We start from the raw sequence: 22,569 nt of genomic DNA on the forward strand, positions 1-22,569 counted from the left end.
TCCGCCAATCAAAAGGGCTGTTTCGGGCTCACCCGAACAGACGTGTCAAATCGTTGTAGAGGGCCAGCAACATCAATGCGGCGATCGCGAGGATACCGAACTGCTGCCCGATGATCTGGGCGCGCTCGGACACCGGACTCCCTTTTACCGCCTCCACTGCGTAATACAGCAGGTGGCCACCATCCAGCAGCGGGATCGGCAGCAGGTTGATGATCCCCAGCGACACACTTACCAGCGCCAGGAATCCGAGAAAGGCCGAAATCCCGATCACTGCCGTGGTGCCCGCAAACTCGGCTATGGTAACCGGTCCGCTGATGTTTTTGACCGACGCCTCGCCGGTCACCATGCGCCACAGGATACCCACCGTCAGGATCGAGACATCCCAGGTACGGACCACTCCCGAACCCAGTGCCTCCACGGGACCCTGGCGCACCAGCACCGCCATCTCGCGCATCGCCGGCTGATCCGGATCGACCCCGGCGCCAATGCGTCCAATGGTCTCGTCATTGATGGCGACCGCCTCCGGGGTCACCCGCAACTCGACCGCCTGGCCATCGCGCTCCACACGAACGACTTGTTCACGCTCCGGGCTGGCCTGGATACGACGCACCCAGTCATTCCAGTCGTCGATCGCATCGCCGTCCACCGCGACAATCCGGTCACCGGCCTCGAACCCCGCTGCCGCTGCCGGGCTCCCGGACTCCACCTGGCCAATCCGCGGCTCCAATGCCGGGCGATAAGGCGCCAGCCCTACCTGCTCCAGGAACTGGCCCCGTCCCAGGATTGCCTGACGGTCGCTCAGATCCAGCGCACGCTCCACCTCGCGGCCGTCGCGGTCGCGCACGAGAACCGGCACCGTATCACCCCGAACGGCATGGTCAAGCAGGCGCAGATTGGTCTGCTCCCAATCCTGCACGGAGCGCCCATCGATCGCGACAATCTCCTCGCCGCGCTCCAGCCCGGCCACGGCCGCCGGGCTCTCCGGGGTAACCTCGCCAACCACCGCACGTACACCGCCCACGCCAATCATGAACATGGCAGCGTAGGCGACCATGGCAAACAGGAAGTTCGCCAGCGGCCCCGCGGACACAATGAAGGTGCGCGCCTTGAGCCCCTTGTTGTTGAAGGCCCGGTCGCGCTCCTCGGGCGCCACTTCACCCTCGCGCTCGTCGAGCATCTTCACATACCCCCCAAGGGGCAGCGCCGCCACGACAAACTCGGTGCGATCCCGCCCGAACCGGCGGCTGAGCAAGGGGCGTCCGAAGCCGACGGAGAAGCGCAGCACCTTGACCCCCATCGCGCGCGCCGCCAGGTAATGCCCGTACTCGTGTACGGTGACCAGCACGCCGATGGCCACAGCGAACGCCAGCAGGCTGGTCAACAGCGTCATGACACTGCCTGGCGCTGCAGACGCCCGATCTCGTGGCCGGCATGGGCGCGCGCCTCGGCATCAGCGGCCAGCACGCGCTCGAGGGAATCGGCTGCCTGCGTCGGCTGGCCCTCCAGCGTGCGCTCGATCACCACCGCGATGTCACTGAAGGCCAGCCGACCCGAGAGGAAGGCATCGACCGCCACCTCGTTTGCCGCATTCAGTACCGCTGTGGCCGTACCGCCCCGCTCCATGGCACGGTAGGCCAGCCCCAGTGCGGGGAACCGCTCGCTTTCCGGCTCGCGGAACTCCAGCGGGCCTACGCTCAGCAAATCCAGTGCCGAGACCCCGGAGCCCACCCGATCGGGCCAGGCCAGCGCATGCGCGATCGGTGTGCGCATGTCGGGGTTGCCCATCTGCGCAAGGACCGAACCATCGTTGTAGGCCACCATCGAATGCACGATGCTTTGCGGGTGCAGCACCACCTGTATCGCTGATGGCTCCACCGCAAACAGCCAGCACGCCTCGATCACCTCCAGGCCCTTGTTCATCATGGTGGCGGAGTCGACCGAGATCTTGCGTCCCATTTCCCAGTTCGGATGGGCACAGGCCTCATCCGGCGTAATGCCGCCAAAGGTGTCGAGCGGACGGTCCCGGAACGGGCCGCCGGAGGCGGTCAGCCAGATCCGCTCGACGCCATGCGGCGTCACCGCATCGGCACAGACGTAACCGGTGGGCAGGCACTGGAAAATGGCATTGTGTTCGCTGTCGATTGGCAGCAGACAGGCACCGGAACGACGCACAGCCTCGATCAGCAACGCACCGGACATCACCAGCGCCTCCTTGTTGGCGAGGAGTACGCGCTTGCCTGCCTCGGCCGCGGCGAGGGTCGGCAGGAGTCCGGCCGCCCCGACTATGGCCGCCATTACCGCGTCCACCTCCGGCGCCGCCGCCACCTCGGCCAGGGCCTCCGGCCCTGCCCGCACCTCGGTCGTGCAACCGGCCTCTTCCAGCTCGCGCTGGAGCTGGGCCGCGGCCGACGCCTCCGCCACCACGGCGATCCGGGGCTGCACCTCCAGGCACTGTGCCTTCAGGCGCTCGACATTGTGATGCGCGGTCAGCGCATGGACCTGGAAGCGGTCGGGCTGGCGTGACACCACATCCAGCGTACTGACGCCGATGCTGCCGGTGGAACCGAGGATGGTGATCCGCATGGGGGTCATAACGTGCTACACCTGCGAGTTTTCATGCCGCGGGCCCAGGAACGGGCAACAAGGCCAGCCACAGTAGTCCGGCGAGAAAGATCGGGGCCGCCGCAATCAGGCTGTCGACCCGATCCAGAATACCCCCGTGGCCGGGTAGCAAGGAACCGCTGTCCTTGGCGCCCGCCTGGCGCTTGAGGATACTCTCGAACAGGTCTCCCACCACTGACACCAGCGCAATCAGCACCGACAGCAGCACGAATACCAACGCATCCATGGGCACCAGTCCCCAGATCCCGGCCACCACCACGGACAGGGCCAGGACGGCGACCAGCCCCCCGAGCAGGCCCTCGCGGGTCTTTCCCGGGCTGATCTCGGGTGCCAGGGGGCTGCGCCCAAAGGCCTTCCCGGCGAAGTAGGCCCCGGTATCAGCGAAGCCCACCAGTACGATCAGGTAGACCACCAGCCAGGGCGCCAGCGCGTGCAGCCAGACCAGGGACATCCCGGCCGGTACCAGCGCCAGCACCGCGGCGACCGTCAACAGTTTGGGCCGGGCACCGCGCCCGTCGTTCCCCGGGCGGTAAAACGGCAAGGCCAACACAATCAGCAGCCACCACAACACCGCAAACCCAAGGACCAGAAGATGCAGCGGCTGCGCCAGCGTCACCCCCAGTGCTGCCAGCGGCACCACAACCAGCAGCGTCAGTACCGCGCGTTCCCAGGCCGCATGCAGACCAGTCAGCTCGCCCCATTCCCAGGCGGCCAGGCCTGTGACTGCAGCGATCAGGGCCAGCACCGCCCAGTTCGGGCCGAATGCGATCAGCGCCAGTGCGGGCAGGCCGACTGCCGCGGCTGTCGCCACTCGGGTCTTAAGCACCGGGGGCCTCGCTTGGCGCACGGTCCTCAGCGGGCACACGGCCAAAACGTCGCTGCCGTCGGCCATACCAGGCCAGACTGCGGTCGAAGTCGCTCTCGCCCACATCCGGCCAGTAGGTTTCGATAAACAGGACTTCCGCGTAGGCCGCCTGCCACAGCAGGAAGTTGCTGATGCGCTGTTCCCCTCCGGTACGAATCAACAGGTCCACATCGGTCAGCCCGGCGGTGCTCAACTCGGACGCAAAGGCGACCTCGGGATCGCCATCGGCCTCCGGCCCGCCTTTCGCCATCCATCGCTCGGCGGCCTGAAGGATGTCCCAGCGACCCCCATACCCCAGGGCCACCACCAGACACATGCCATCGTTGCCGGCCGTGGCCTCCTCGGCCTCCGTCATCCGACCCTGCAAGGTTGGGGGGAAAGTCGCGCGATCACCGATGAAACGCAGCTGAATGCCACGTTCCACCAGCTCGGGAAGCTCCGCCTCGATCGCCGAAACGAAGAGTTCGAAGAGTGCCTCGACTTCGGTCCGAGGGCGTCCCCAGTTCTCGCTGCTGAATGCGAACAGCGTCAGCGTGCGAATCCCGTGCTCGGCATAGAAGCGCACGGCCCGGCGCGTGGCCTCCAGCCCTTCGCGATGCCCTGCGGAACGATCCAGCCCACGCGCCTGGGCCCAGCGCCCGTTGCCATCCATGATGATCGCAACGTGACCGGGGAGCACGGGGTCGGTGGTGGGGGTAACCGGCATGGGGAGGTGGCCGGTCAGACTTCCATCAACTCGGCTTCCTTGTCCTCAAGCAGTGCATCGATCTTCGCAATGTGATCATCGGTGAGCTTTTGCACCTGTTCCTGTGCCTTGTGCTCGTCGTCTTCCGAGATCTCCTTGTCCTTCACCGCCTGCTTGAACGTGTTGTTGGCGTCGCGCCGAATATTGCGTATCGCGACACGCGCATTCTCGGCCTCGGCCCGGACCACCTTCACCAGGTCACGGCGCCGCTCTTCCGTCAGTGCCGGCAACGGCACCCGAATCACCGTACCCATGCTGGCCGGATTCAGACCCAGGTCCGAGGTCATGATCGCCTTTTCCACCTTGGCCACCATGTCCTTCTCGTAGGGCACTACCGCCAGTGTGCGCGAGTCCTCGGCATTGATATTCGCGACCTGATTGATCGGGACTTCCATCCCGTAGTATTCGACATGCACATGCTCGAGCAGACTGGGGTGCGCACGCCCCGTCCGAATCTTGGCCAACTCGTTGCGCAGCGCCTCGACACTCTTGTCCATCCGCTGGCGTGCATCCTTGATGGTCGCATCAGTCATCTCGGGATCCCTCGACCAGGGTACCCACCGGCTCGCCCATCACCAGCCGCCGGAGGTCCCCTTTTGCAAACATGTTCATCACGCGGATCGGCAGGCCATTATCGCGGCACATGACCAGCGCGGTCGTGTCCATCACGCCCAGCCGGCGCTCCAGCGCATCGTCGAACGTCAGGCGTTCAAAGCGCCGTGCATCCTTGCGCGTCATGGGGTCCGAATCATAGACCCCGTCCACCTTGGTGGCCTTGATCATCAACTCGGCGTTGATCTCGATGGCGCGCAGCGCCGCGGCGGAATCCGTAGTGAAGAACGGGTTACCGGTCCCCGCGGCGAACACCACGATCCGGCCCTTCTCCAGATGGCGCACGGCCCGACGCCGAATATAGTCTTCGCAGACCTGGTTGATGCGGATGGCCGACATCACGCGGGAGAACCGCCCCGCGCGCTCGATCGCATCCTGAATCGCCAGGGCATTGATCACCGTCGCCAGCATGCCCATGTGGTCGCCCGTGACCCGATCCATGCCCCCCTGGGCAAGTCCGGCGCCACGGAAGATATTGCCTCCTCCGATCACGATGCCGACCTCGACACCCATGCTCGAGAGTTCCGACACCTCTTCGGCGACCTGCGCCAGGACATCCGGGTCCACCCCGTAGGATTGCTGCCCCATCAGGGCCTCCCCGCTCAACTTCAGAAGGATGCGCCTGTACGCGGGTTGCCTGTCCTGACTCATTGGGCTCCTTTATCGGGCTCGGGTCCTGCGCCTGCCATGTGTATAGCCGGATGCCGGCCGGGGTCCGGTACGAGCGCGGCCCGCGCCCGCACCGGGAGTCTACGCCAAAGCGATCCGGCGAATCAGGCCCCGCGGGCCTGCGCCATCACTTCTTCGGCAAAGTTCTCTTTTTTCTTCTCGATGCCTTCGCCCACCTCGTAGCGCAGGAAACCGGTCACCGAGGCGCCCTTCGATTCCAGAAGCTGGCCAACGGTCTGGTCGGGATCCTTCACAAACGGCTGGCCGACCAGGGTGATCTCGCCGAGATACTTGCGAATGCGGCCTTCGATCATCTTCTCGATGATGTTTTCCGGCTTGCCGGACTCCTCGGCCTGCGCCTTGAAGATCGCCCGCTCCTTGTCGAGCAGATCCTGCGGCACGCCGGATTCATCCACGCACACCGGCTTGGAGGCGGCGATATGCATGGCCACGTCCTTTGCCAGGGCCTCGTCGCCCCCCTTCAGGCTGACCACCACGCCAATCCGGGCGCCGTGCTGGTAAAAGCCCAGGGCATCCGCGGCCTCCAGACGATCGAAACGGCGCACCTGGACGTTCTCGCCAACCTTCGCGATCAGCTGGGTCCGGTGTTCCTCGAGGGTCTGACCATCGACGGATTCCGCCATCAGGCCTTCCACATCGGCCGCGCCAGAGCTCAGCGCAACCTGCGCGCACTGTGCAGCAAAGGCACGGAAGTTGTCGTCGTTGCCGACGAAGTCGGTCTCGCAGTTGATCTCCACCAGCACGGCCTTGTTGCCCTCGGTGACGATCTCGACGCGACCTTCGGCGGCGACACGGCCGGCCTTCTTGTCCGCCTTCGCCATACCGGACTTGCGCATGGCCTCCACGGCGGCCTCAAGGTCACCGCCGGTCTCGGTCAGTGCCTTCTTGCATTCCATCATGCCGGCGCCGGTGCGCTCGCGCAGTTCTTTCACTTGAGCAGCAGTAATCTGCATCGGGATGTACTCCTGAAAAATTCGTCAATCAGGCCGGCTGCGCAGCCATCCGCAGCCGGCCCCTGGTTCAGACGGCCCGGTCGCGATCACGCACCCCGGGCCCGCAGCGGGCTCAGGCCGGGTTGGCCGGGGCCGCTTCACTCGATTCGGAACCGCCATCGGTCGCGGTGTCTGCACCCGCGAACTCGTCCTCGGACACGCCTCCGGTGGATACCGCGCCCTTGGCCTCGATGATCGTATCGGCGATGGCCGCCACATACAGCTGGATCGCGCGCATCGCGTCATCGTTGCCGGGAATCACGTAGTCCACGCCTTCCGGCGAGTGATTGGAATCGACCACCGCAACGACCGGAATACCGCGCTTCTTGGCCTCGGCCACCGCGATCTTCTCGTAGCCGACGTCGATCACGAACATCGCGTCGGGCATGCGGTTCATGTCCTTGATGCCGCCCAGGCTGCGTTCGAGCTTGTCCTTCTCGCGGCGGCGGGTCAGCGCTTCGCGCTTGTTCAGCACCTCGAAGCTGCCATCCGCGTCCATGGTCTCCAGGTCCTTCAGGCGCTTGATCGACTGCTTGACCGTGCTGAAGTTGGTCAGCATGCCGCCCAGCCAGCGGTGGGAGACGTACGGCATGCCGCAACGGCGCGCCTCTTCACCAACCACTTCACGCGCCGAACGCTTGGTCCCGACGAACATGATCTTGCCACCGTCCGCGGCGATCTTGCCGAGGAAGTTCAACGCATCGTTGAACATCGGCAGGGTCTTCTCGAGGTTGATGATATGAATCTTGTTGCGTTCCCCGAAAATGTACGGGGCCATCTTGGGATGCCAGTAGCGGGTCTGGTGGCCGAAGTGCACACCGGCTTCCAGCATCTGTCGCATGGTCACGAGGGACATAAGGTTTCTCCTGTAACGGGTTGAGCCTCCACGCATCCCGATCTGAAACCCGAGCACGAGACCAAAGCCTCCTGGCGGGCACCCGACAGACCGTGTCGATGCGTGTGTGGATTAAAGGTTCGCGAAGCCGCCGACTGCCGACCGCTTCCCGGCCCCGCCGAATTGCCAGCGAGGCGCGCGCTTTATAGCATAGGACGCTGACTCGAACCAACTATCCGGGCCCTGTATGGCGCCGTGTCGCGGGCTCCGAAAGCCACCGCGCGACACCCCTCACAGGTCTCGACCGGAGCCCCCATGTCCGTAACCATCAAGACCCCCGAAGAGATTGAACACATGCGCGTCGCAGGCCGCCTGGCCGCCGAGGTGCTGGAGATGATCGAGCCGCATGTGCAGGCCGGGGTCACCACCGGCGAGCTGGACCGCATCTGCCACGACTACATCGTCAACACCCAGGGCGCGATCCCGGCGCCGCTCAATTACCGGGGCTTTCCCAAGTCGATCTGCACTTCGGTCAACCATCAGGTGTGTCACGGCATCCCGGGTGACCGCAAGCTGAAAAACGGCGACATCCTCAATATCGACATCACGGTGATCAAGAACGGCTTTCATGGCGACACCAGCCGCATGTTCGTAATCGGCAAGCCCAGCATCCAGGGGCAGCGCGTGATCGACGTCGCCCGCACCAGCATGTATCTGGGCATCCAGCAGGTGCGTCCTGGCGCCACGCTGGGCGATATCGGGCACGCCATCCAGACCTACGCGGAAAGCCAGCGCTGCTCGGTGGTGCGCGAGTTCTGCGGCCACGGTATCGGGCGCGGCTTCCACGAGGATCCGCAGGTACTGCACTACGGCAAGCCGGGTACCGGGCTGAAGCTCGAAGAAGGCATGTGCTTCACCATCGAGCCGATGATCAATGCCGGGCGCCGGCATACCCGGATCCTCGCCGACGGCTGGACCGCCGTCACGAAGGACCACAGCCCGTCCGCGCAGTGGGAGCACACCCTGCTGGTGACCGCAGACGGCTACGAAATCCTGACCCTGCGCAAGGACGAGACACCACCCCAGGAACTCGCGGCCTGAGCCCATGAGCACCCTGCCCGCCGGCGGCACCCCCAACGAGGCCGACACCCCGGCGTTCTCGCCCGACTGGGGCGAGGACTACCAGCGCCTGAGCCGCAACCCCGGGAACATCGGCCTGTTCCGCGATCGTCGGCGGGCGATCCTCGAACAGCAGTACCAGGGTTTTCGCGACGGCATGCCGATCGAGGACCTGATCCTCGGCCACGCCCGGCGCATCGACGAGATGCTCAAGCTGATCTGGGCCCAGCAGGGCCTGGCCGACGACGACCGCCTGTGCCTGGTCGCGGTCGGCGGTTACGGCCGCGGCGAGCTGCACCCCGCCTCCGACATCGACCTGCAGATCGTGATCGACGGCACCACGGACCGCGCGGTATTCGACCGGATCAGCGCCTTCGTCACCTTCCTCTGGGATATCGGCATCGAGGTCGGCCACAGCGTGCGCACCATCGAGGACTGCACCCGCGAGGCCCGCGACGACATCACGGTCGCGACCAACCTGATCGAATCGCGTTACTTGAGCGGCGATCTCGGCCTGTTCAACGATTTTCGTGCCGCTATCGACTCCGATCGCATCTGGGACTCGCGCAGCTTCTACGCCGCCAAGCTCGCGGAACAACAGGCCCGGCACCGCCGCTTCGGCGAGACCGGCTACCGTCTGGAACCCAACGTGAAGGAGGGCCCGGGCGGGCTGCGCGACATCCAGATGATCGGCTGGGTGACCAAGCGCCACTACGGTGCCGAACGTATCGAGGAACTGGTGTCGCTGGGCTTCCTGCGCGAGGGCGAACTCCACGAGATGCTGGAGGGCCAGAGCTTCCTCTGGCGCGTACGCTTCGCGCTGCACATGCTGGCCGGGCGCCGCGAGGACCGGTTGCTGTTCGACCTGCAGCGCCAGCTGGCCAACACCTTCGGCTTCGTGGACCAGAACCACAACCGTGCGGTCGAGCAGTTCATGCAGCGCTATTTCCGCACCATCAGTGATCTGGAGCGGCTCAACGAACTGCTGCTGCAGCACTTCAACGAAGCCATCCTCGACGATCCCAGGGACCTGCAGGACCCGGTCCGCATCCATCAACGCTTCCAGGTCCGCGGCGGCTATCTGGAGGCGGCACACGACCAGGTCTTCATGATCTACCCGCCGGCCCTGCTGGAGGTCTTTCGCCTGCTGCAGGAGCACCCGGAGATCCAGGGCATCCGCGCCTCGACCATCCGCCTGATGCGGGCCCACCGACACCTGATCGACGGTCATTTCCGCCGCAACCCGATCTGCCGCGCCCTGTTCATGGACATCCTGCGCGCCCCCCGCGGCATTACCAGCCAGCTGCGCCGCATGAACCGCTACGGCGTGCTGGGCAACTACCTGCCGGCCTTCGGACGCATCATCGGGCGGATGCAGTACGACCTGTTCCATGCCTACACGGTCGACGAGCACACCCTCAACGTCGTGCGCAACGCGCGCCGACTGGCCCTGCCCGAATTCGCCCACGAACAGCCGCTCGCCTACCGCATCTACACCGAGCTGGAACGCCCGGAACGGCTGGTGCTGGGGGCCCTGTTCCATGACATCGCCAAGGGTCGCGGCGGCGACCACTCGGAGCTGGGGGCCCACGATGCCCTGCACTTCTGCCAGCAGCACGGCCTGTCGGACGAAGACGCGGGGCTGGTGGCCTGGCTGGTGCGTTCCCACCTGCTGATGTCGCTCACCGCCCAGCGCAAGGACATCTCCGATCCCGATGTCGTGCTGGCCTTCGCCCGCGAGGTGCGCACCCGCGACCGCCTCGACTTCCTGTACCTGCTGACCATCGCCGACATCCGCGGCACCAACCCGGAGCTGTGGAACAGCTGGAAGGACTCGCTGCTGCAGACCCTCTACCACGCCACGCGCAACGTGCTCGAACGCGGGCTCGACGCGGCCCCGAACATGGACGCGCAGATCCGCGAGACCCGCGGCGAGGCCCTGCAACTGCTCGAGGATCGCGGCTTCGGCACGGGCGAGGCCGAGGCCCTGTGGGACGAACTGGACGACGAGTACTTCCTGCGCCACTCGGCGGACGAAGTCGCCTGGCACGGACAGGCGCTGCTGCCGCTACAGGCCGACGAACTGCCGCTGATCCTGGTGCGCCCCAAGACCTCGCGCGGCAGCACCGAGATCTTCGTCTACGCCGAGGACCACCCCTACCTGTTCGCCCGCATCACCAGCGCACTGACCCAGCTGGGCCTCGACATCGTCGACGCCCGCATCATCACCACGGCCGGGGGCCGCACGCTGGACACCTTCCTGGTGCTGGAGAGCGGCGGCGGCCAGACGGTGGATGCCGGCTACCGCAGCGACGAGATTCGTCAGTACCTCGCGAACGAACTCGCCCGCACCGATGTTGAAAAGACCCCAGTGAGCCGCCAGCTGCCGCGCCGCCTGAAGCATTTCGACGTCGATACGCGGATCGAATTCGAACCCGCCTCTGGCGGGCAGGCCACGCGCATGCGCCTGCGCGCGCTCGACCGACCCGGACTGCTGTCGACCATCGGCCACGTCCTGGCCGAGCACGCGATCGATGTACGCACGGCCCGCATCGCCACGGCCGGAGAGCAGGTGGAGGACAGCTTCCTGCTGGAATGCAACAACGGCGGGGCCCTCTCCGAGGACCAGCAGGAGTCCCTGCGCGCGGCCCTGCTGGAACGTATCTGACGGACACCCGCGTCACGAGTCCGCAGCACAACGGTCAGGGCGAACGCGCCTCCAGCGGCACCGGCGACGGGCGGGCCTCGGCGTTGCCCAGCAGACGCGCCTCGAAGTCCGTCAGCACGCTGAACTCCACCCGCCGCGAGGCCTCGCGATCTTCCCGTCCGTCCTCGTCCAGCACCCGCCGCGAGGAGGACAGGCCCACCGCCGCGACGCGCGAGCGGAACCAGTCATCCTCCTGCAGGGGTTCGAGCCGGTAGGCATGCTCGAGCACCGCCCGGGTACGGCGCTGGCTCAGATCCATGTTGCCGAAATAGGCATCGAGCGCATCGTCGCTCCCCGCCCATTCGCTGGAGGTATGGCCCTCGATGCGCACCTCGCGGATCACGTCCGCAAACGGGCGCAACTGCGCGGCGTAGCGCGGCATGAAATCGTCGAGGATCGCCTCGAAACGCGGGCGGATACTCGCGGAACTGCGCTCGAACAGCACCTCGGGCTCGCGAAAGCGCAGCGTCAGGGTGTCGCGGTCGAGTTCCGCATTCCAGCGCGGCAGATCATCGCGAAACTCCTCCTCCAGCACCGAGTAGATCGCTGCGCGCAACGCGGCGGCCTCGTTGCGCACCTCGACATGGGCCGCGCTGGAGCGCTCGACCTGCACCATGTGCAACAGCGCCAGGAACAGGAAGATCATCATCAACGCGGCCATCAGGTCCGCCACCGCCAGCCAGTGCGAGCCCTGATCCGCCTCGTGCGTTGCGCCGCCGGCGCGTGCACGGCGCTGCAGCAACCAGCGCAGGATCACGACCGCGCCCCCACGGACTCCGTCGGGTTCGCCACACCCACCGCGAACGCGTCGCCGCGCCAGCGCGACTCGGCCGCGCGCCCGGACTGCACGGCGTTCTCGATGCTCTCCAGCATCGCCTCGAGCCGCGCATCCATCGCCGGGAAGGCCTCGGTGGCCCGGTCACGCAGCGCCGCGATGGCACTCAACAGGGCCTCCAGCTCCACCGTCTCCCGGCGCAGACTGGCCAGCGTCGCATCCTGCTCCTCGACATGCCGGGTGATCTTCAATGCCTGCCCGGTCAGACGCTCCAGCGCACCCCCGCTCTGTTCGACGCCCTCGCGTGCCTGATCGAACGCCCGGTGCAGGGTATCCATCTGCTCGCGGTAGCGATCCTGCCAGTCCACGAGCCGCGCCACCGAGTCATCCAGCCGGCGAAAGTTCTCGCCGAACTGCTCGCCCAGGCGATCATTGAAGTCGCGAATGACCTGCTCCAGCGCGGCCACCAGATGCCCGCTGCTGAGCTCGCTCATACGATCCGCCAGCCCCTCCAGGCTCTGCTTCAGCTCGTGGTGCTGACTCTGCAGACGCTCGTCCAGGCGGCGGTCCATCTGCTGCACCGCCTGCAGCAGGGCGCGCGTCGCATCACGCTGCTCGGCCAGCACGCGCTCGGGGTCACCGCTGGCCTGGGGGTCAGCCCCGTCGTCCGGTGCCTCGACCGGGGCCGGCATCATCACCTGCAGCACGCGCAATACCGATGCCAGCAGGATCCCGACGATGCTGGTCACGAATGCGAGCTTGAGGCCCTCCAGCAGGGCCGGGATACTCGCCTCCACCCGCGCCGCGTCGAAGTCGATCAGCCCGATCGCCACCCCGAGGAACGTCCCCAGCACGCCCAGCGTGGTCAGCAACCCCGGCGCGGCGCCCTGAAACGCGTTCGCCCGCCGCAGCGTCAGCGCCATCAGCGCCGCCAGGAACAGCGCGAACAGCAACAGTGAAAAGGCCCCGATAACGGTGAGCGGGGTCAGCCCCTGCAGGGTAGCGAGCAGCGCCTCGGCTACCCGGTCGAAAATGGTCATCTCGATTCCTCCGGCCGCGCCCGTCGGCGCGGTGATCTGCATGCAGGAACACCCGCATGCAAAATCAACGCCATCGTGCTCGCCGGTGAAGAAATCCGGCTGATCGGACGGCCCATATCGAGATTCCGTCAGCTGCAGCGCCCTTGAGACCCGCCAATGCGCCAATTACTTGACGCACAACGCCTTGCCCGGCGGACAAGCGGGGCCACCCAAGCGCTGACGGGTCCCTGAACGCCTCGCCCCGGATGATCTAGACTCCCGCCCAATGCCACCGCGCACGAGCCGCCACGCTCTGCGAGCCACCAAAAGGGGAGACACCAATGGGCAACCTGCTGGACGACAGTGGAAAGCTGATCCTGCGACTCGCTCTGGGCGGCATGATCCTGCTGTACGGGATCGACAAGATCTCCGGAGGCGTCGGCCACATCGAGGGGATGCTGGCCGACGCCGGGCTGCCCGGGATCCTGGCCTATGGCGCCTACATCGGCGAGGTGCTGGCGCCCGTCCTGTTGATCATTGGCCTGTATGCCCGCATTGGCGCCGGACTGATCGCGGTGCATATGGTGTTCGCCATCGGGCTTGCCCATGCCGACGAAGTCGTCCAGCTGACGCAGCACGGCGGATGGGCCATCGAACTACAGGCCATGTTCCTGTTCGCTGCTATCGCCCTTGTCCTGACCGGTCCGGGCCGTCTCGCCATCAACCGTTACTAGGTGTGGAGTCTCACGAGGTTGTCGTCAGGTAGGCCGAGCACGCTGGGGGGACACCCGCGGACACGCCCCCGAGGTCTGAGGAAAATCAGTCTCCCTTCAGGTAGGATGGCCAACCTTGTAGGCGCTGAAACCCGGTCTATACGGGTACCTCCGGACGGTCCATGGTGCGACTCCTGCCTGTATTCAAGCTGCACGGCGTCATGCCGGTTCGCGCCCGCTCCGGCGGGCTGGCGAGGCCTGCGTGCGCCTGAACGTCGCGTGGCAGATCATTATCGGGACCGTCGCGATTCAGGTCGCGATGGTCGCCGTGCTGCTCTTGAGTGGAATCACTCAGGTCCAGCAGAATCAGCAGGAGGTCCTGGAACGCACGGCCGAGCAACAGAGCCGGCTACTGGAATCGGCCCTGACGCACGGCCTGGCCGATGGCGACTCCGACATGCTGCAGGGCCTCCTGGACCGGCTAGGCGACGACTCCAGCGTCCTCTACTCCATCGTCCTTGATGCCGATGGTCGTCCGGTGGCCTCGGTCGGCGTCGCCCCGGATGAACTCCCCACGCCCGAGGCCCGCGTGCGCAGCGAGGCCGGCCAGGTCGAGATCGCGCGCAGCATCGAGCTGGACGACCACCACCTCGGGACCGTGGTCGTGGGTTATTCGACCGAAGCCATCGACCAGCTGTCGGCAAGCCTGCTGGAGCGCAATGTCCTGCTGGCGCTGGGGGTCCTGGGCCTTTCCATCCTCGCGGCCATCGTGTTCGCCCTGATGACGACCCGGCGGCTGCGCCTGCTCCTGCAGGGCGGCAAGGCGCTGGAAGCCGGGCGCCTGGACCACCGGGTACCGATCGCTTCCCGCGACGAGTTCGGCGATCTCGCCCGGACCTTCAATGATATGGCGGCCCATCTGGGCACAACGCAATCGACCCTGCAGCAGCAAAACCAGCAGTTGAACCGCTCCGTGGCCCGACTGGAATCCATGCTGGGCGGGGCCAACGCGATCCTGTGGGAGGCGAATCCGGACACCCACGAATGGGAGTTTGTCGCCGGCGACACGCGCAAACTGCTGGGGTTTCCCTCGCGCAACCTGGGGCGTGGCGAACTCCGGGCCCGGCACATCCACCCGGACGATCTGCCCCGCGTCCGCGAAGCCACACGCGAACCAGGCGTGGAGCCGAAGGTCGTGGATTATCGCTTCGCCCATCGCGACGGACAGTGGATCTGGCTGCGCGACATCCTCTCCTGGGCCGAAGATTCGGACAATCGGCGGAGCCTGCGCGGCCTGACTCTGGACGTGACCGCCCACCGGCGCGCCACGGCGGCCCTCCGGGAGAGCGAGAACCGCTACCAGGACGTGGTCAACCACATCTCCGAGGTCATCTTCCGTACCGACGCCGAAGGCCGCTGGACGCTGCTGAACCCGGCCTGGGAGGCCCTGACCGGCTTCCCGGTAGAGCAGACGCTGGGACAGCCGATGTGTGCCTATGTCGATCCTCTGGACCGCGACGATGCGGAGTCCTTCTGTTCCACACTGCTTGAAGGCGGCACCCATGCCCAGTCCGAGGAGATCCGCCTGCGCACGCACGACGGTGGATATCGCTGGGTCAGCATCTATGCCAGTGCGCGTTTCGATGACGACGGCCAGGTCATGGCGACGTTCGGCACCATGATGGACATCTCCGATCGCAAGAAGGCCGAAGAAGAGATTCGTCGCCTCGCCTTCTTCGACGAGCTGACCGGGCTGCCCAATCGCACGCTGCTGCATGACCGGCTGGGCCAGGCACTCGCCAATACGGCACGCACCCGCCACCACGGCGCCGTCCTGTTCATTGACCTGGACAACTTCAAGGACATCAACGATACCCTGGGGCACGCGGTCGGGGACGATCTGCTGCGCCAGGTCGCCCAGCGCATGTCCAATTCCGTGCGCGAGGCCGACACGCTGGCGCGCCTGGGCGGCGACGAGTTCGTGATCATTCTCAATGATCTCCACCCGGATCCGTCACAGGCCGCTACCGAAGCGGAGGCCGTTGGACGCAAGCTGATCACCCTGTTGCGCGACCCCTTCGAGCTTGCCGGCCAGAACCGGCACATCACACCCAGCATCGGGGCCACCCTGTTCAGTGGCCACAGCCTCGGCGTCGAGGAGGTCCTGAAGCAGGCCGATCTGGCGATGTATCGAGCGAAGAATGCCGGCCGCAATACCGTGCGTTTCTACGACCCCGAACTGCATCGCGCCGTGGAGGCTCGTTTCGAGCTCGAAAGCGAGTTGCGCGAGGCGCTCGACCAGGATCGGTTCACCATCGCCTACCAGCCTCAGGTCGAGGCCGATGGCCATGTAATCGGTGCCGAGCTGCTGCTGCGGTGGCCCCATCCGCAACGCGGCGAGATCGCCCCTGCCGAGTTCATCCCCGTCGCGGAACAAACCGGGCTGATCGTACCCATCGGGCGCAAGGTCCTGCGCACCGCCTGTCGCCAACTGGCCGCCTGGCGAGATACTGCGCCATTTTGCGAGCTGACCCTCTCGGTCAACGTCAGCGCTCGACAGTTCCGCCACACGCAGTTCGTCCACCACTTGCGCGAGATGCTGCGCGAAACCGGCGCTCCGCCCAACCGGCTGAAGCTCGAGCTGACCGAAAGCATGCTGCTCGAGGACGTGGACACGGTAATCACCCACATCGACGAGCTGCGGACGCTGGGTGTCGAGTTCGCGCTGGATGATTTTGGTACTGGCTATTCCTCCCTCGCCTACCTCAAGCAGCTGCCGCTGTCCCAGCTGAAGATCGACCAGTCCTTCGTGCGCGACGTACTGGATGACCCGAACGACGCCGCAATTGCGCAAATGGTGGTCAATCTCGCCCATACCCTGGACCTCGACGTGATTGCCGAAGGGGTCGAAACCGCCGAGCAGCGGGCCTTCCTGTTCGGCCTGGGCTGTCGCCACTTCCAGGGGTATCTGTACGGCTACCCCGGCGACCTCAAGGGGCTCGAACAGGCTGTGCTCGCCGCGTCTGCCGAACACCAGAAGACCATCCACCAGACCCACAACAATTCGAATTAATCGAACTATAAAGCGACAATAAAGCCATTTTCGTTCGCTTTGATGGGACTTACTCTGGGGGTATCTTCGAACCCGCGAGGTCCTTCCCATGAGCACCAAAGTCCTGATCCTCTACTACTCCACCTGGGGCCACATCGAGCAGATGGCCGAGGCCGTCGCCCGCGGCGCCCGCGAGGTCACCGGCACCGAGGTCACGATCAAGCGCGTCCCGGAACTGATGCCCGAGGACGTGGCAAAACAGGCCGGCGCCAAGCTGGACCAGGCCGCTCCCATCGCCAGGCCAGAGGAACTGGCGGACTATGATGCGATCATCATCGGCACTCCGACCCGCTATGGCCGCATGTGCGCGCAGATGGCCAACTTCCTCGACCAGACCGGCGCGCTGTGGTTTGGGGACAAGCTGGTCGGCAAGATCGGCTCCGTATTCGGATCTACCGCCTCGCAGCACGGCGGCCAGGAGACCACACTGGTCTCGACCATCGTCAACCTGATGCACTACGGCATGACCATCGTGGGACTGCCCTACAGCGAGAAGCGCCTGCTCGACATGAGCGCGATCAGCGGCGGCACACCCTACGGTGCCACCACCCTGGCGGACGGCGACGGCTCGCGCCAGCCGAGCGAGAACGAACTCGCGATGGCGGCCTCCCAGGGGCGGCACGTCGCCGAGGTCACTCGAGCCCAGGTCCTGGGACGCCAGGCCCAATAGCGGATCTGACACCCGGGGAGACACTGAGCAGTATTTCCCTGACGGGGCGGCCTTCGCCGCCCCTTTGCGGTACCATGCGCGGCCGAATTCCCTCGATCTGGCCTCCCATGTCGACAACCCGAATCCTGGTTCTCAGTGCCTCGCAGATTCTGCCGGTGATCCCGCGCGACACGGTGCTCGTTGATCACGCACTGGTGATTCGCGACGGCATCATCCAGACCCTGCTGCCGCGCGAAGAAGCCCTCGCGCAGTACCCCGATGCCGAACATCTGCACCGCGAGGGCCATGCCCTGATCCCGGGCCTGGTCAACGTGCATACCCACTCCGGCATGAGCCTGCTGCGCGGGCTGGGCAGCGACCGCCCACTGATGGACTGGCTCAAGCGCTACATCTGGCCGGCCGAAGGGCGCCTGCTGTCGCCCGAGTTCGTGCGCGCGGGCACGCGCCTCTCGGTCGCCGAGATGCTGCGCGGCGGCACTACCTGCTTCAGTGACATGTACCTGTTCGTCGACGATGCCGCGCGCGTGGTCGACGAAACCGGCATCCGTGCCGCGCTGGGGTTGACCGTGTTCGACTTCCCGACACCCTGGGCCCAGACGGCGGACGAGTACTTCCAGCGCGGCGCCGAGGTCGTGGAGAACTGGCAGCACCACGACCGCATCCACTACACCGTGGCGCCGCACGCCCCCTACACCGTCGGCGACGAGAGCCTGCAGCGCGTGGCGGAGCGTGCCCGCGAGCTGGCCGTCCCCATCCACATGCATGTGCACGAGACCGCCGGCGAGATCGCCGATGCCGAACGCGACCACGGCGAGCGGCCGCTGGCCCGGCTGGCACGCCTGGGCCTGCTGGACCAGCCGTTCATCGCCGTGCATATGACCCAGGTCAGCGCACAAGACCGCGATTTGCTGCAAGGGCGTCCGGTGTCGGTCGCACACTGCCCGGAATCCAATCTCAAGCTCGCCTCGGGCTTCTGTCCGGTCGCCGAACTGCTGGACGCCGGCGTGACCGTGGGACTGGGCACCGATGGCACCGCCTCCAACAACGACCTGGACATGATTGGCGAGATGCGCACCGCTGCCCTGCTGGCCAAGGGCATCAGTGGCAATGCCTCGGCCCTGCCCGCCACCGCCGCGCTGGAAATGGCCACGCTGGGCAGCGCCCGAGCGCTGGGCCTGGCCGACCGCATCGGCAGCCTGGAACCGGGCAAGCAGGCCGACGTGGTCAGCATCGATCTTCGCGCCATCGAGCTGCAACCCATGCACGAGCCCGCCGCCCAGATCGTCTACGCCGCCACCCGCGAGGCGGTAACCGACGTCCATGTCGCCGGACGGCCATTGCTCAGGGACCGGGAACTGCTTACGCTGGACTTGGACGAGCTCCAGGCCGAGGCCCGCGAATGGGGCGCGCGCGTGCTGGAAATCCAGCGCGAACTGGCCGCGTAATCGAGATGACCATGACCCGCGAATCCCAAAGCAGCACTGGCGACAACGTCGATCACGCCGAACTGCACAAGTTCACGCATCGGGCACACGAGTGGTGGGACCCGAACGGCGCCTTTGGCACCCTCCATGCGATCAACCCCCTGCGCCTGGAATGGATCGACCAGCACGCCGATCTGGCCGGCAAGAAGGTGCTGGATGTCGGCTGTGGCGCGGGCATCCTGTCCGAGGCGATGGCGGTGCGCGGCGCACAGGTGACCGCACTGGATGCCGGGGCCGAGCATCTGGAGGTCGCGCGCGAACACGCACACGACTCCGGGCTGGAGATTCACTACCTGCACACCACCGCCGAGGCCCATGCCGAGCATCATGCGGGTGACTACGACGTGGTCACCTGTCTGGAGATGCTGGAGCACGTGCCCGATCCCGAGGCGGTCATCGACGCCCTGGTGCAGCTGGTGCGGCCGGGTGGCTGGCTGTTCCTCTCGACCATCAACCGCACCCCCCGCGCGTTCGCCGAGGCGATCGTCGGTGCCGAATACGTCCTGCGCCTGCTGCCCACCGGCACACACGAGTACAGCCGCTTTATCCGCCCCTCCGAACTGGGCGCGGTCCTGCGCAGGCACCGCCTCGAGGTCATCGACATGACCGGGCTCACCTACTCGCCGCTGTCCGGCCGCTATCGGCTGGTCCCGCGCACGGACGTCAACTACCTGATGGCCGCGCGCCGCCCGGAAAGCGACAGCGAGACCCCATGAGCCGCGAACTCCGCTCGGTCCTGTTCGACCTGGACGGGACCCTGCTCGACACGGCCCCGGACATGCACGCCGCGCTGACCGTGCTGCTGGCCGAAAACGATCGCCCGCCACTGCCCTTCGAGGCCGTGCGCAATCACGTCTCGCACGGCTCCCAGGCCCTCGTGCAACTGGGCTTTCCGGATGTCGAGGGTGCGCGCCGCGAGGCCCTCAAGCAGCGCTACCTCGAGATCTACGCCCGCGACCTGTGCATCGACACCAGCCTCTTCCCCGGGCTGGACCAGGTGCTGGACGCCTGCGAGCAGCGCGGCTGGCCGCTTGGTGTGGTGACCAACAAGCCCGCCTGGCTAACCGAGCCGCTCCTGGATGCCCTGGGCCTGACGCCTCGGCTGGCCGCGATCGTCAGCGGCGACACCCTCCCGCAACGCAAGCCGGCCCCCGAGCCCATGTGGCTGGCCGCACGCCAGACGGGGCTCCCGCCCGAACAGCACTGCTACTGGGGCGATGCCGAACGCGATATCGCGGCCGGTCGCGCCGCCGGCATGGCGACACTGGTCGCACGCTGGGGCTACATCGACGCCAGCCAGAATCCCGACAGCTGGGGCGCCGATGGTGCCCTCGATCGACCGGACGACTTCTGGGGCTGGCACCAGGCCAAGGCAGGCCCGCAATGGCTGGCGAGCTGACCGCACTTCCCCTCACCGCCTGGACTGCGCTCGGGGCGACCCTCCTGGTCGGCCTTGTGCTCGGCTATGCCCTGGCCGGTCTGCGCCTCAATCGCCGCGTGGGCGATCTGCAGACGCGCAATGCCCGCCTGGAGGCCGAACTCGAAGCCGCCGAACAGCGCCGCGAGGACCTGCGCCAGAGCTTCGAGACCGCGCGCCAGGAACTCGACCGCTCCTTCTCGGCGCTCGCCAGCGAGGCGCTGGAGGCCAACTCCAACCAGTTCCTGCGCCTCGCCCAGTCGATCCTGTCGCAGAAGCTTAGCGAGGGCCAGAACGAGATCGAGCGCTCCGAGAACAAGGTCGAGGCGATGCTCAAGCCCATCCGCGAGACGCTGGGCAAGACCGAGGCCGAGATCAACGCGATGGAGCGCTCGCGTGCGCAGGCCTTCGCCGCGCTGAATGAACAGATCCAGCGCCTGAGCTCCGACAACGCCACGCTCCAGCGCGAGGCGCACAACCTGGTGCAGGCCCTGTCGCGCCCCGGCGTGCGCGGGCGCTGGGGCGAGCTCACCCTCAAGCGCGCGGTGGAGCTCGCGGGCCTCTCGGCGCACTGCGACTTCACCGAACAACCGGCGCTGGACGGCGACGGCGCCCGCCAGCGCCCGGACCTGCTCGTGCACATGCCCGGCAACCGGGCCCTGGTCGTGGATGCCAAGACACCCCTGGATGCCTACCTCGACGCGGTCGCCGCAGCCGACCCCGAGCCGCGCGCGGCGGCCTTCAAGCGTCACGCCCAGCACCTGCGCTCGCGCGTCACCGAGCTCTCCAGCAAGCAGTACTGGGCCAGCGTCGAGCAGTCCCCCGAGTTCGCCGTGCTGTTCCTGCCCGGCGACCCGTTCCTGGCCGCCGCGCTGGAACACGAACCCGGCCTCCTGGAATACGCACTGGAGCGCCAGGTGCTGCTGGCCACCCCGAGCACGCTGATCGCCCTGCTGCGCACCGTCGAGTACGGCTGGCAACAGGCGCAGCTCACCGAGCACGCGCTGGAGATTCGCGACCTCGGCGCGGAGCTCTCCCACCGTCTGGGCACCTTGACCGAGCACCTGGCGCGCCTCGGCAAGGCGCTGGACCAGAGTACCGACGCCTTCAACAAGACCGTAGGCAGCCTGGAGCGCCAGGTCATGCCGAGCGCCCGACGGTTCCAGGAGCTGGGTATCCGCGCGCGCAAGAACCCGGAGGCGCCGGATACCCTGAACAATCGCGCCCGTCAGCCCGTCGACGCGAACCTCCCGGACGACGACCCGGACGGCGACACCGCTCCGGACACGGGCTCGCGGGACTGAGCCGCATGGCGGACCGCCCCGACATCCGCGCCGCGTACCGCCACTGCCGGCGCCGCGCGGCCGCGCACTACGAGAACTTCCCGGTCGCCTCCTGGCTGCTGCCCGCGCGCCTGCGCGGGCCGGTCGCCGCGGTCTACTGCTTCGCCCGCGATGCCGACGACCTCGCCGACGAGGACCAGCGCACCATCGACGAGCGGCGTGCCGACCTGATCGCCATGCAGGAACGCGTGCAGATCCTCGAAGACCCGGCCGCGGAATCCGAGCCAGAGTGGATCGCGCTGGCCGATGCGCGGCAGCGCTTCAGCCTGCCTGCCGCCCCGTTTGTCGATCTGGTCGACGCCTTCATCCAGGACCTGGAACAGACCCGCTACGCCACGTTTGGCGAGGTCATGGAGTACTGCCGCCGCTCCGCCAACCCGGTCGGGCGGCTGATGCTGTACCTCGACGGGAATCCGACCGAGGAGATGATCGGCTACTCCGACGCGGTCTGCTCCGCGCTGCAGCTGATCAACTTCTATCAGGACCTGCACCAGGACATCACCGAGAACAACCGGATCTACCTGCCGCAGGACGAGATGGCGCAGTACGGCGTCAGCGAGGAGATGATCGCGGCGGGCCAGACGACCTTCGCGCTACGCAACCTGATGCAGTTCCAGTACGCCCGCGCCGATCGCCTGCTGCGCGCCGGGGCACCGCTCGGCGGCATGCTGCGCGGACGCATGGGCCTGGAGATCCGCGCGATCATCAACGGCGGCGCCCGCGTACTCTGGCGCCTGCGCCAGCAGGACGACGTCTTCGCCCGCCCGCGCCTGCGCGCCCGCGACGCCTGGATCATCCTCGCCCACAGCCTGCGCCCCCGCCGCCGCAAGCGCTGAAAGCGGCCTGAAC

20 protein-coding genes are annotated in these 22,569 nt (G+C 66.6%); 10 read left to right on the plus strand and 10 right to left on the minus strand.

Annotated features, from left to right (window positions below):
- Positions 1 to 28 precede the first annotated feature (28 nt).
- From rseP to rpsB, 8 genes are all read right to left on the minus strand, one after another.
- Positions 29 to 1,390 carry an RIP metalloprotease RseP gene (gene rseP / locus C995_RS0108330; protein WP_018864500.1) on the minus strand — a complete coding sequence of 454 codons (1,362 nt, stop codon included), beginning with the start codon at positions 1,388 to 1,390 and terminating at the stop codon, positions 29 to 31.
- Positions 1,387 to 2,592, minus strand: a complete 1,206-nt coding sequence (gene ispC / locus C995_RS0108335) for a 1-deoxy-D-xylulose-5-phosphate reductoisomerase (RefSeq protein WP_019624385.1) — start codon at positions 2,590 to 2,592, stop codon at positions 1,387 to 1,389. Before ispC ends, rseP begins: the two co-directional genes overlap by 4 nt.
- A gap of 22 nt (positions 2,593 to 2,614) precedes the next feature.
- Positions 2,615 to 3,448: a phosphatidate cytidylyltransferase gene (locus C995_RS0108340; protein ID WP_026279035.1), complete on the minus strand. Its 834-nt coding sequence runs from the start codon at positions 3,446 to 3,448 to the stop codon at positions 2,615 to 2,617.
- A complete protein-coding gene (gene uppS / locus C995_RS0108345) occupies positions 3,441 to 4,193 on the minus strand; it encodes a polyprenyl diphosphate synthase (RefSeq protein WP_018864503.1) in 753 nt (250 codons plus the stop codon). Before uppS ends, C995_RS0108340 begins: the two co-directional genes overlap by 8 nt.
- A gap of 14 nt (positions 4,194 to 4,207) precedes the next feature.
- Positions 4,208 to 4,765 (minus strand): ribosome recycling factor, encoded by a 558-nt coding sequence (gene frr, locus C995_RS0108350; RefSeq protein ID WP_018864504.1) that lies wholly within the window; start codon positions 4,763 to 4,765, stop codon positions 4,208 to 4,210.
- On the minus strand, positions 4,758 to 5,495 hold the full coding sequence (pyrH, locus tag C995_RS0108355; RefSeq protein ID WP_019624389.1) for a UMP kinase: 738 nt from the start codon (positions 5,493 to 5,495) through the stop codon (positions 4,758 to 4,760). Before pyrH ends, frr begins: the two co-directional genes overlap by 8 nt.
- 122 nt (positions 5,496 to 5,617) lie before the next feature.
- Positions 5,618 to 6,487, minus strand: coding sequence for a translation elongation factor Ts (tsf, locus tag C995_RS0108360; RefSeq protein WP_026279036.1), 870 nt, complete (start codon positions 6,485 to 6,487; stop codon positions 5,618 to 5,620).
- Positions 6,488 to 6,599: 112 nt separating this feature from the next.
- On the minus strand, positions 6,600 to 7,382 hold the full coding sequence (gene rpsB / locus C995_RS0108365) for a 30S ribosomal protein S2 (RefSeq protein WP_018864507.1): 783 nt from the start codon (positions 7,380 to 7,382) through the stop codon (positions 6,600 to 6,602).
- 294 nt (positions 7,383 to 7,676) lie between these two features.
- Between rpsB and map the strand changes: the two genes are divergently transcribed.
- Positions 7,677 to 8,462 carry a type I methionyl aminopeptidase gene (map, locus tag C995_RS0108370; RefSeq protein ID WP_018864508.1) on the plus strand — a complete coding sequence of 262 codons (786 nt, stop codon included), beginning with the start codon at positions 7,677 to 7,679 and terminating at the stop codon, positions 8,460 to 8,462.
- Between the two features lie 4 nt (positions 8,463 to 8,466).
- On the plus strand, positions 8,467 to 11,148 hold the full coding sequence (gene glnD, locus C995_RS0108375) for a [protein-PII] uridylyltransferase (protein WP_018864509.1): 2,682 nt from the start codon (positions 8,467 to 8,469) through the stop codon (positions 11,146 to 11,148).
- Positions 11,149 to 11,182: 34 nt separating this feature from the next.
- Here glnD and C995_RS0108380 read toward each other — a convergent pair whose 3' ends face one another.
- Together C995_RS0108380 and C995_RS0108385 are read right to left on the minus strand one after the other, a co-directional pair.
- Positions 11,183 to 11,944, minus strand: coding sequence for an OmpA family protein (locus C995_RS0108380; RefSeq protein ID WP_018864510.1), 762 nt, complete (start codon positions 11,942 to 11,944; stop codon positions 11,183 to 11,185).
- Positions 11,941 to 13,044: a hypothetical protein gene (locus C995_RS0108385; RefSeq protein ID WP_018864511.1), complete on the minus strand. Its 1,104-nt coding sequence runs from the start codon at positions 13,042 to 13,044 to the stop codon at positions 11,941 to 11,943. Before C995_RS0108385 ends, C995_RS0108380 begins: the two co-directional genes overlap by 4 nt.
- Positions 13,045 to 13,322: 278 nt before the next feature.
- Between C995_RS0108385 and C995_RS0108390 the strand changes: the two genes are divergently transcribed.
- The 8 genes from C995_RS0108390 to hpnC all read left to right on the plus strand — a co-directional run bounded on the left by C995_RS0108390 (position 13,323) and on the right by hpnC (position 22,556).
- Positions 13,323 to 13,715, plus strand: a complete 393-nt coding sequence (locus C995_RS0108390) for a DoxX family protein (protein ID WP_018864512.1) — start codon at positions 13,323 to 13,325, stop codon at positions 13,713 to 13,715.
- Positions 13,716 to 13,956: 241 nt separating this feature from the next.
- Positions 13,957 to 16,767, plus strand: a complete 2,811-nt coding sequence (locus tag C995_RS0108395; RefSeq protein WP_018864513.1) for an EAL domain-containing protein — start codon at positions 13,957 to 13,959, stop codon at positions 16,765 to 16,767.
- An 88-nt stretch (positions 16,768 to 16,855) separates the two neighbouring features.
- Positions 16,856 to 17,476, plus strand: coding sequence for an NAD(P)H:quinone oxidoreductase (wrbA, locus tag C995_RS0108400; protein WP_018864514.1), 621 nt, complete (start codon positions 16,856 to 16,858; stop codon positions 17,474 to 17,476).
- 107 nt (positions 17,477 to 17,583) lie between these two features.
- Entirely contained in the window at positions 17,584 to 18,921 is a 1,338-nt protein-coding gene (locus C995_RS0108405) for a TRZ/ATZ family hydrolase (protein ID WP_018864515.1), read from the plus strand.
- Positions 18,922 to 18,932: 11 nt separating this feature from the next.
- Positions 18,933 to 19,676, plus strand: coding sequence for a bifunctional 2-polyprenyl-6-hydroxyphenol methylase/3-demethylubiquinol 3-O-methyltransferase UbiG (gene ubiG / locus C995_RS0108410; protein WP_369771651.1), 744 nt, complete (start codon positions 18,933 to 18,935; stop codon positions 19,674 to 19,676).
- A complete protein-coding gene (gph, locus tag C995_RS0108415; protein ID WP_018864517.1) occupies positions 19,673 to 20,359 on the plus strand; it encodes a phosphoglycolate phosphatase in 687 nt (228 codons plus the stop codon). The genes ubiG and gph overlap by 4 nt, the downstream gene beginning before the upstream one ends.
- Positions 20,344 to 21,681, plus strand: a complete 1,338-nt coding sequence (gene rmuC, locus C995_RS0108420; protein ID WP_018864518.1) for a DNA recombination protein RmuC — start codon at positions 20,344 to 20,346, stop codon at positions 21,679 to 21,681. Before gph ends, rmuC begins: the two co-directional genes overlap by 16 nt.
- A 5-nt stretch (positions 21,682 to 21,686) precedes the next feature.
- On the plus strand, positions 21,687 to 22,556 hold the full coding sequence (gene hpnC, locus C995_RS0108425; protein WP_018864519.1) for a squalene synthase HpnC: 870 nt from the start codon (positions 21,687 to 21,689) through the stop codon (positions 22,554 to 22,556).
- Positions 22,557 to 22,569: the final 13 nt, after the last annotated feature.

Origin of the sequence: Thioalkalivibrio sp. ARh3 (assembly GCF_000377265.1) — a bacterium.
GTDB classification, from domain to species: Bacteria; Pseudomonadota; Gammaproteobacteria; order Ectothiorhodospirales; family Ectothiorhodospiraceae; genus Thioalkalivibrio; species Thioalkalivibrio thiocyanoxidans.

Excerpts from the sequence above, each read along its gene's own strand:
- C995_RS0108390 (WP_018864512.1), top strand. The coding sequence starts at position 13,323 with ATGGGCAACCTGCTGGACGACAGTGGAAAGCTGATCCTGCGACTCGCT.
- uppS (WP_018864503.1), bottom strand. The coding sequence starts at position 4,193 with ATGCCGGTTACCCCCACCACCGACCCCGTGCTCCCCGGTCACGTTGCG.
- glnD (WP_018864509.1), top strand. The coding sequence starts at position 8,467 with ATGAGCACCCTGCCCGCCGGCGGCACCCCCAACGAGGCCGACACCCCG.
- rmuC (WP_018864518.1), top strand. The coding sequence starts at position 20,344 with ATGGCTGGCGAGCTGACCGCACTTCCCCTCACCGCCTGGACTGCGCTC.
- frr (WP_018864504.1), bottom strand. The coding sequence starts at position 4,765 with ATGACTGATGCGACCATCAAGGATGCACGCCAGCGGATGGACAAGAGT.
- C995_RS0108385 (WP_018864511.1), bottom strand. The coding sequence starts at position 13,044 with ATGCAGATCACCGCGCCGACGGGCGCGGCCGGAGGAATCGAGATGACC.
- C995_RS0108405 (WP_018864515.1), top strand. The coding sequence starts at position 17,584 with ATGTCGACAACCCGAATCCTGGTTCTCAGTGCCTCGCAGATTCTGCCG.
- map (WP_018864508.1), top strand. The coding sequence starts at position 7,677 with ATGTCCGTAACCATCAAGACCCCCGAAGAGATTGAACACATGCGCGTC.
- ispC (WP_019624385.1), bottom strand. The coding sequence starts at position 2,592 with ATGACCCCCATGCGGATCACCATCCTCGGTTCCACCGGCAGCATCGGC.
- rseP (WP_018864500.1), bottom strand. The coding sequence starts at position 1,390 with ATGACGCTGTTGACCAGCCTGCTGGCGTTCGCTGTGGCCATCGGCGTG.
- hpnC (WP_018864519.1), top strand. The coding sequence starts at position 21,687 with ATGGCGGACCGCCCCGACATCCGCGCCGCGTACCGCCACTGCCGGCGC.
- tsf (WP_026279036.1), bottom strand. The coding sequence starts at position 6,487 with ATGCAGATTACTGCTGCTCAAGTGAAAGAACTGCGCGAGCGCACCGGC.
- rpsB (WP_018864507.1), bottom strand. The coding sequence starts at position 7,382 with ATGTCCCTCGTGACCATGCGACAGATGCTGGAAGCCGGTGTGCACTTC.
- ubiG (WP_369771651.1), top strand. The coding sequence starts at position 18,933 with ATGACCCGCGAATCCCAAAGCAGCACTGGCGACAACGTCGATCACGCC.
- wrbA (WP_018864514.1), top strand. The coding sequence starts at position 16,856 with ATGAGCACCAAAGTCCTGATCCTCTACTACTCCACCTGGGGCCACATC.
- gph (WP_018864517.1), top strand. The coding sequence starts at position 19,673 with ATGAGCCGCGAACTCCGCTCGGTCCTGTTCGACCTGGACGGGACCCTG.
- pyrH (WP_019624389.1), bottom strand. The coding sequence starts at position 5,495 with ATGAGTCAGGACAGGCAACCCGCGTACAGGCGCATCCTTCTGAAGTTG.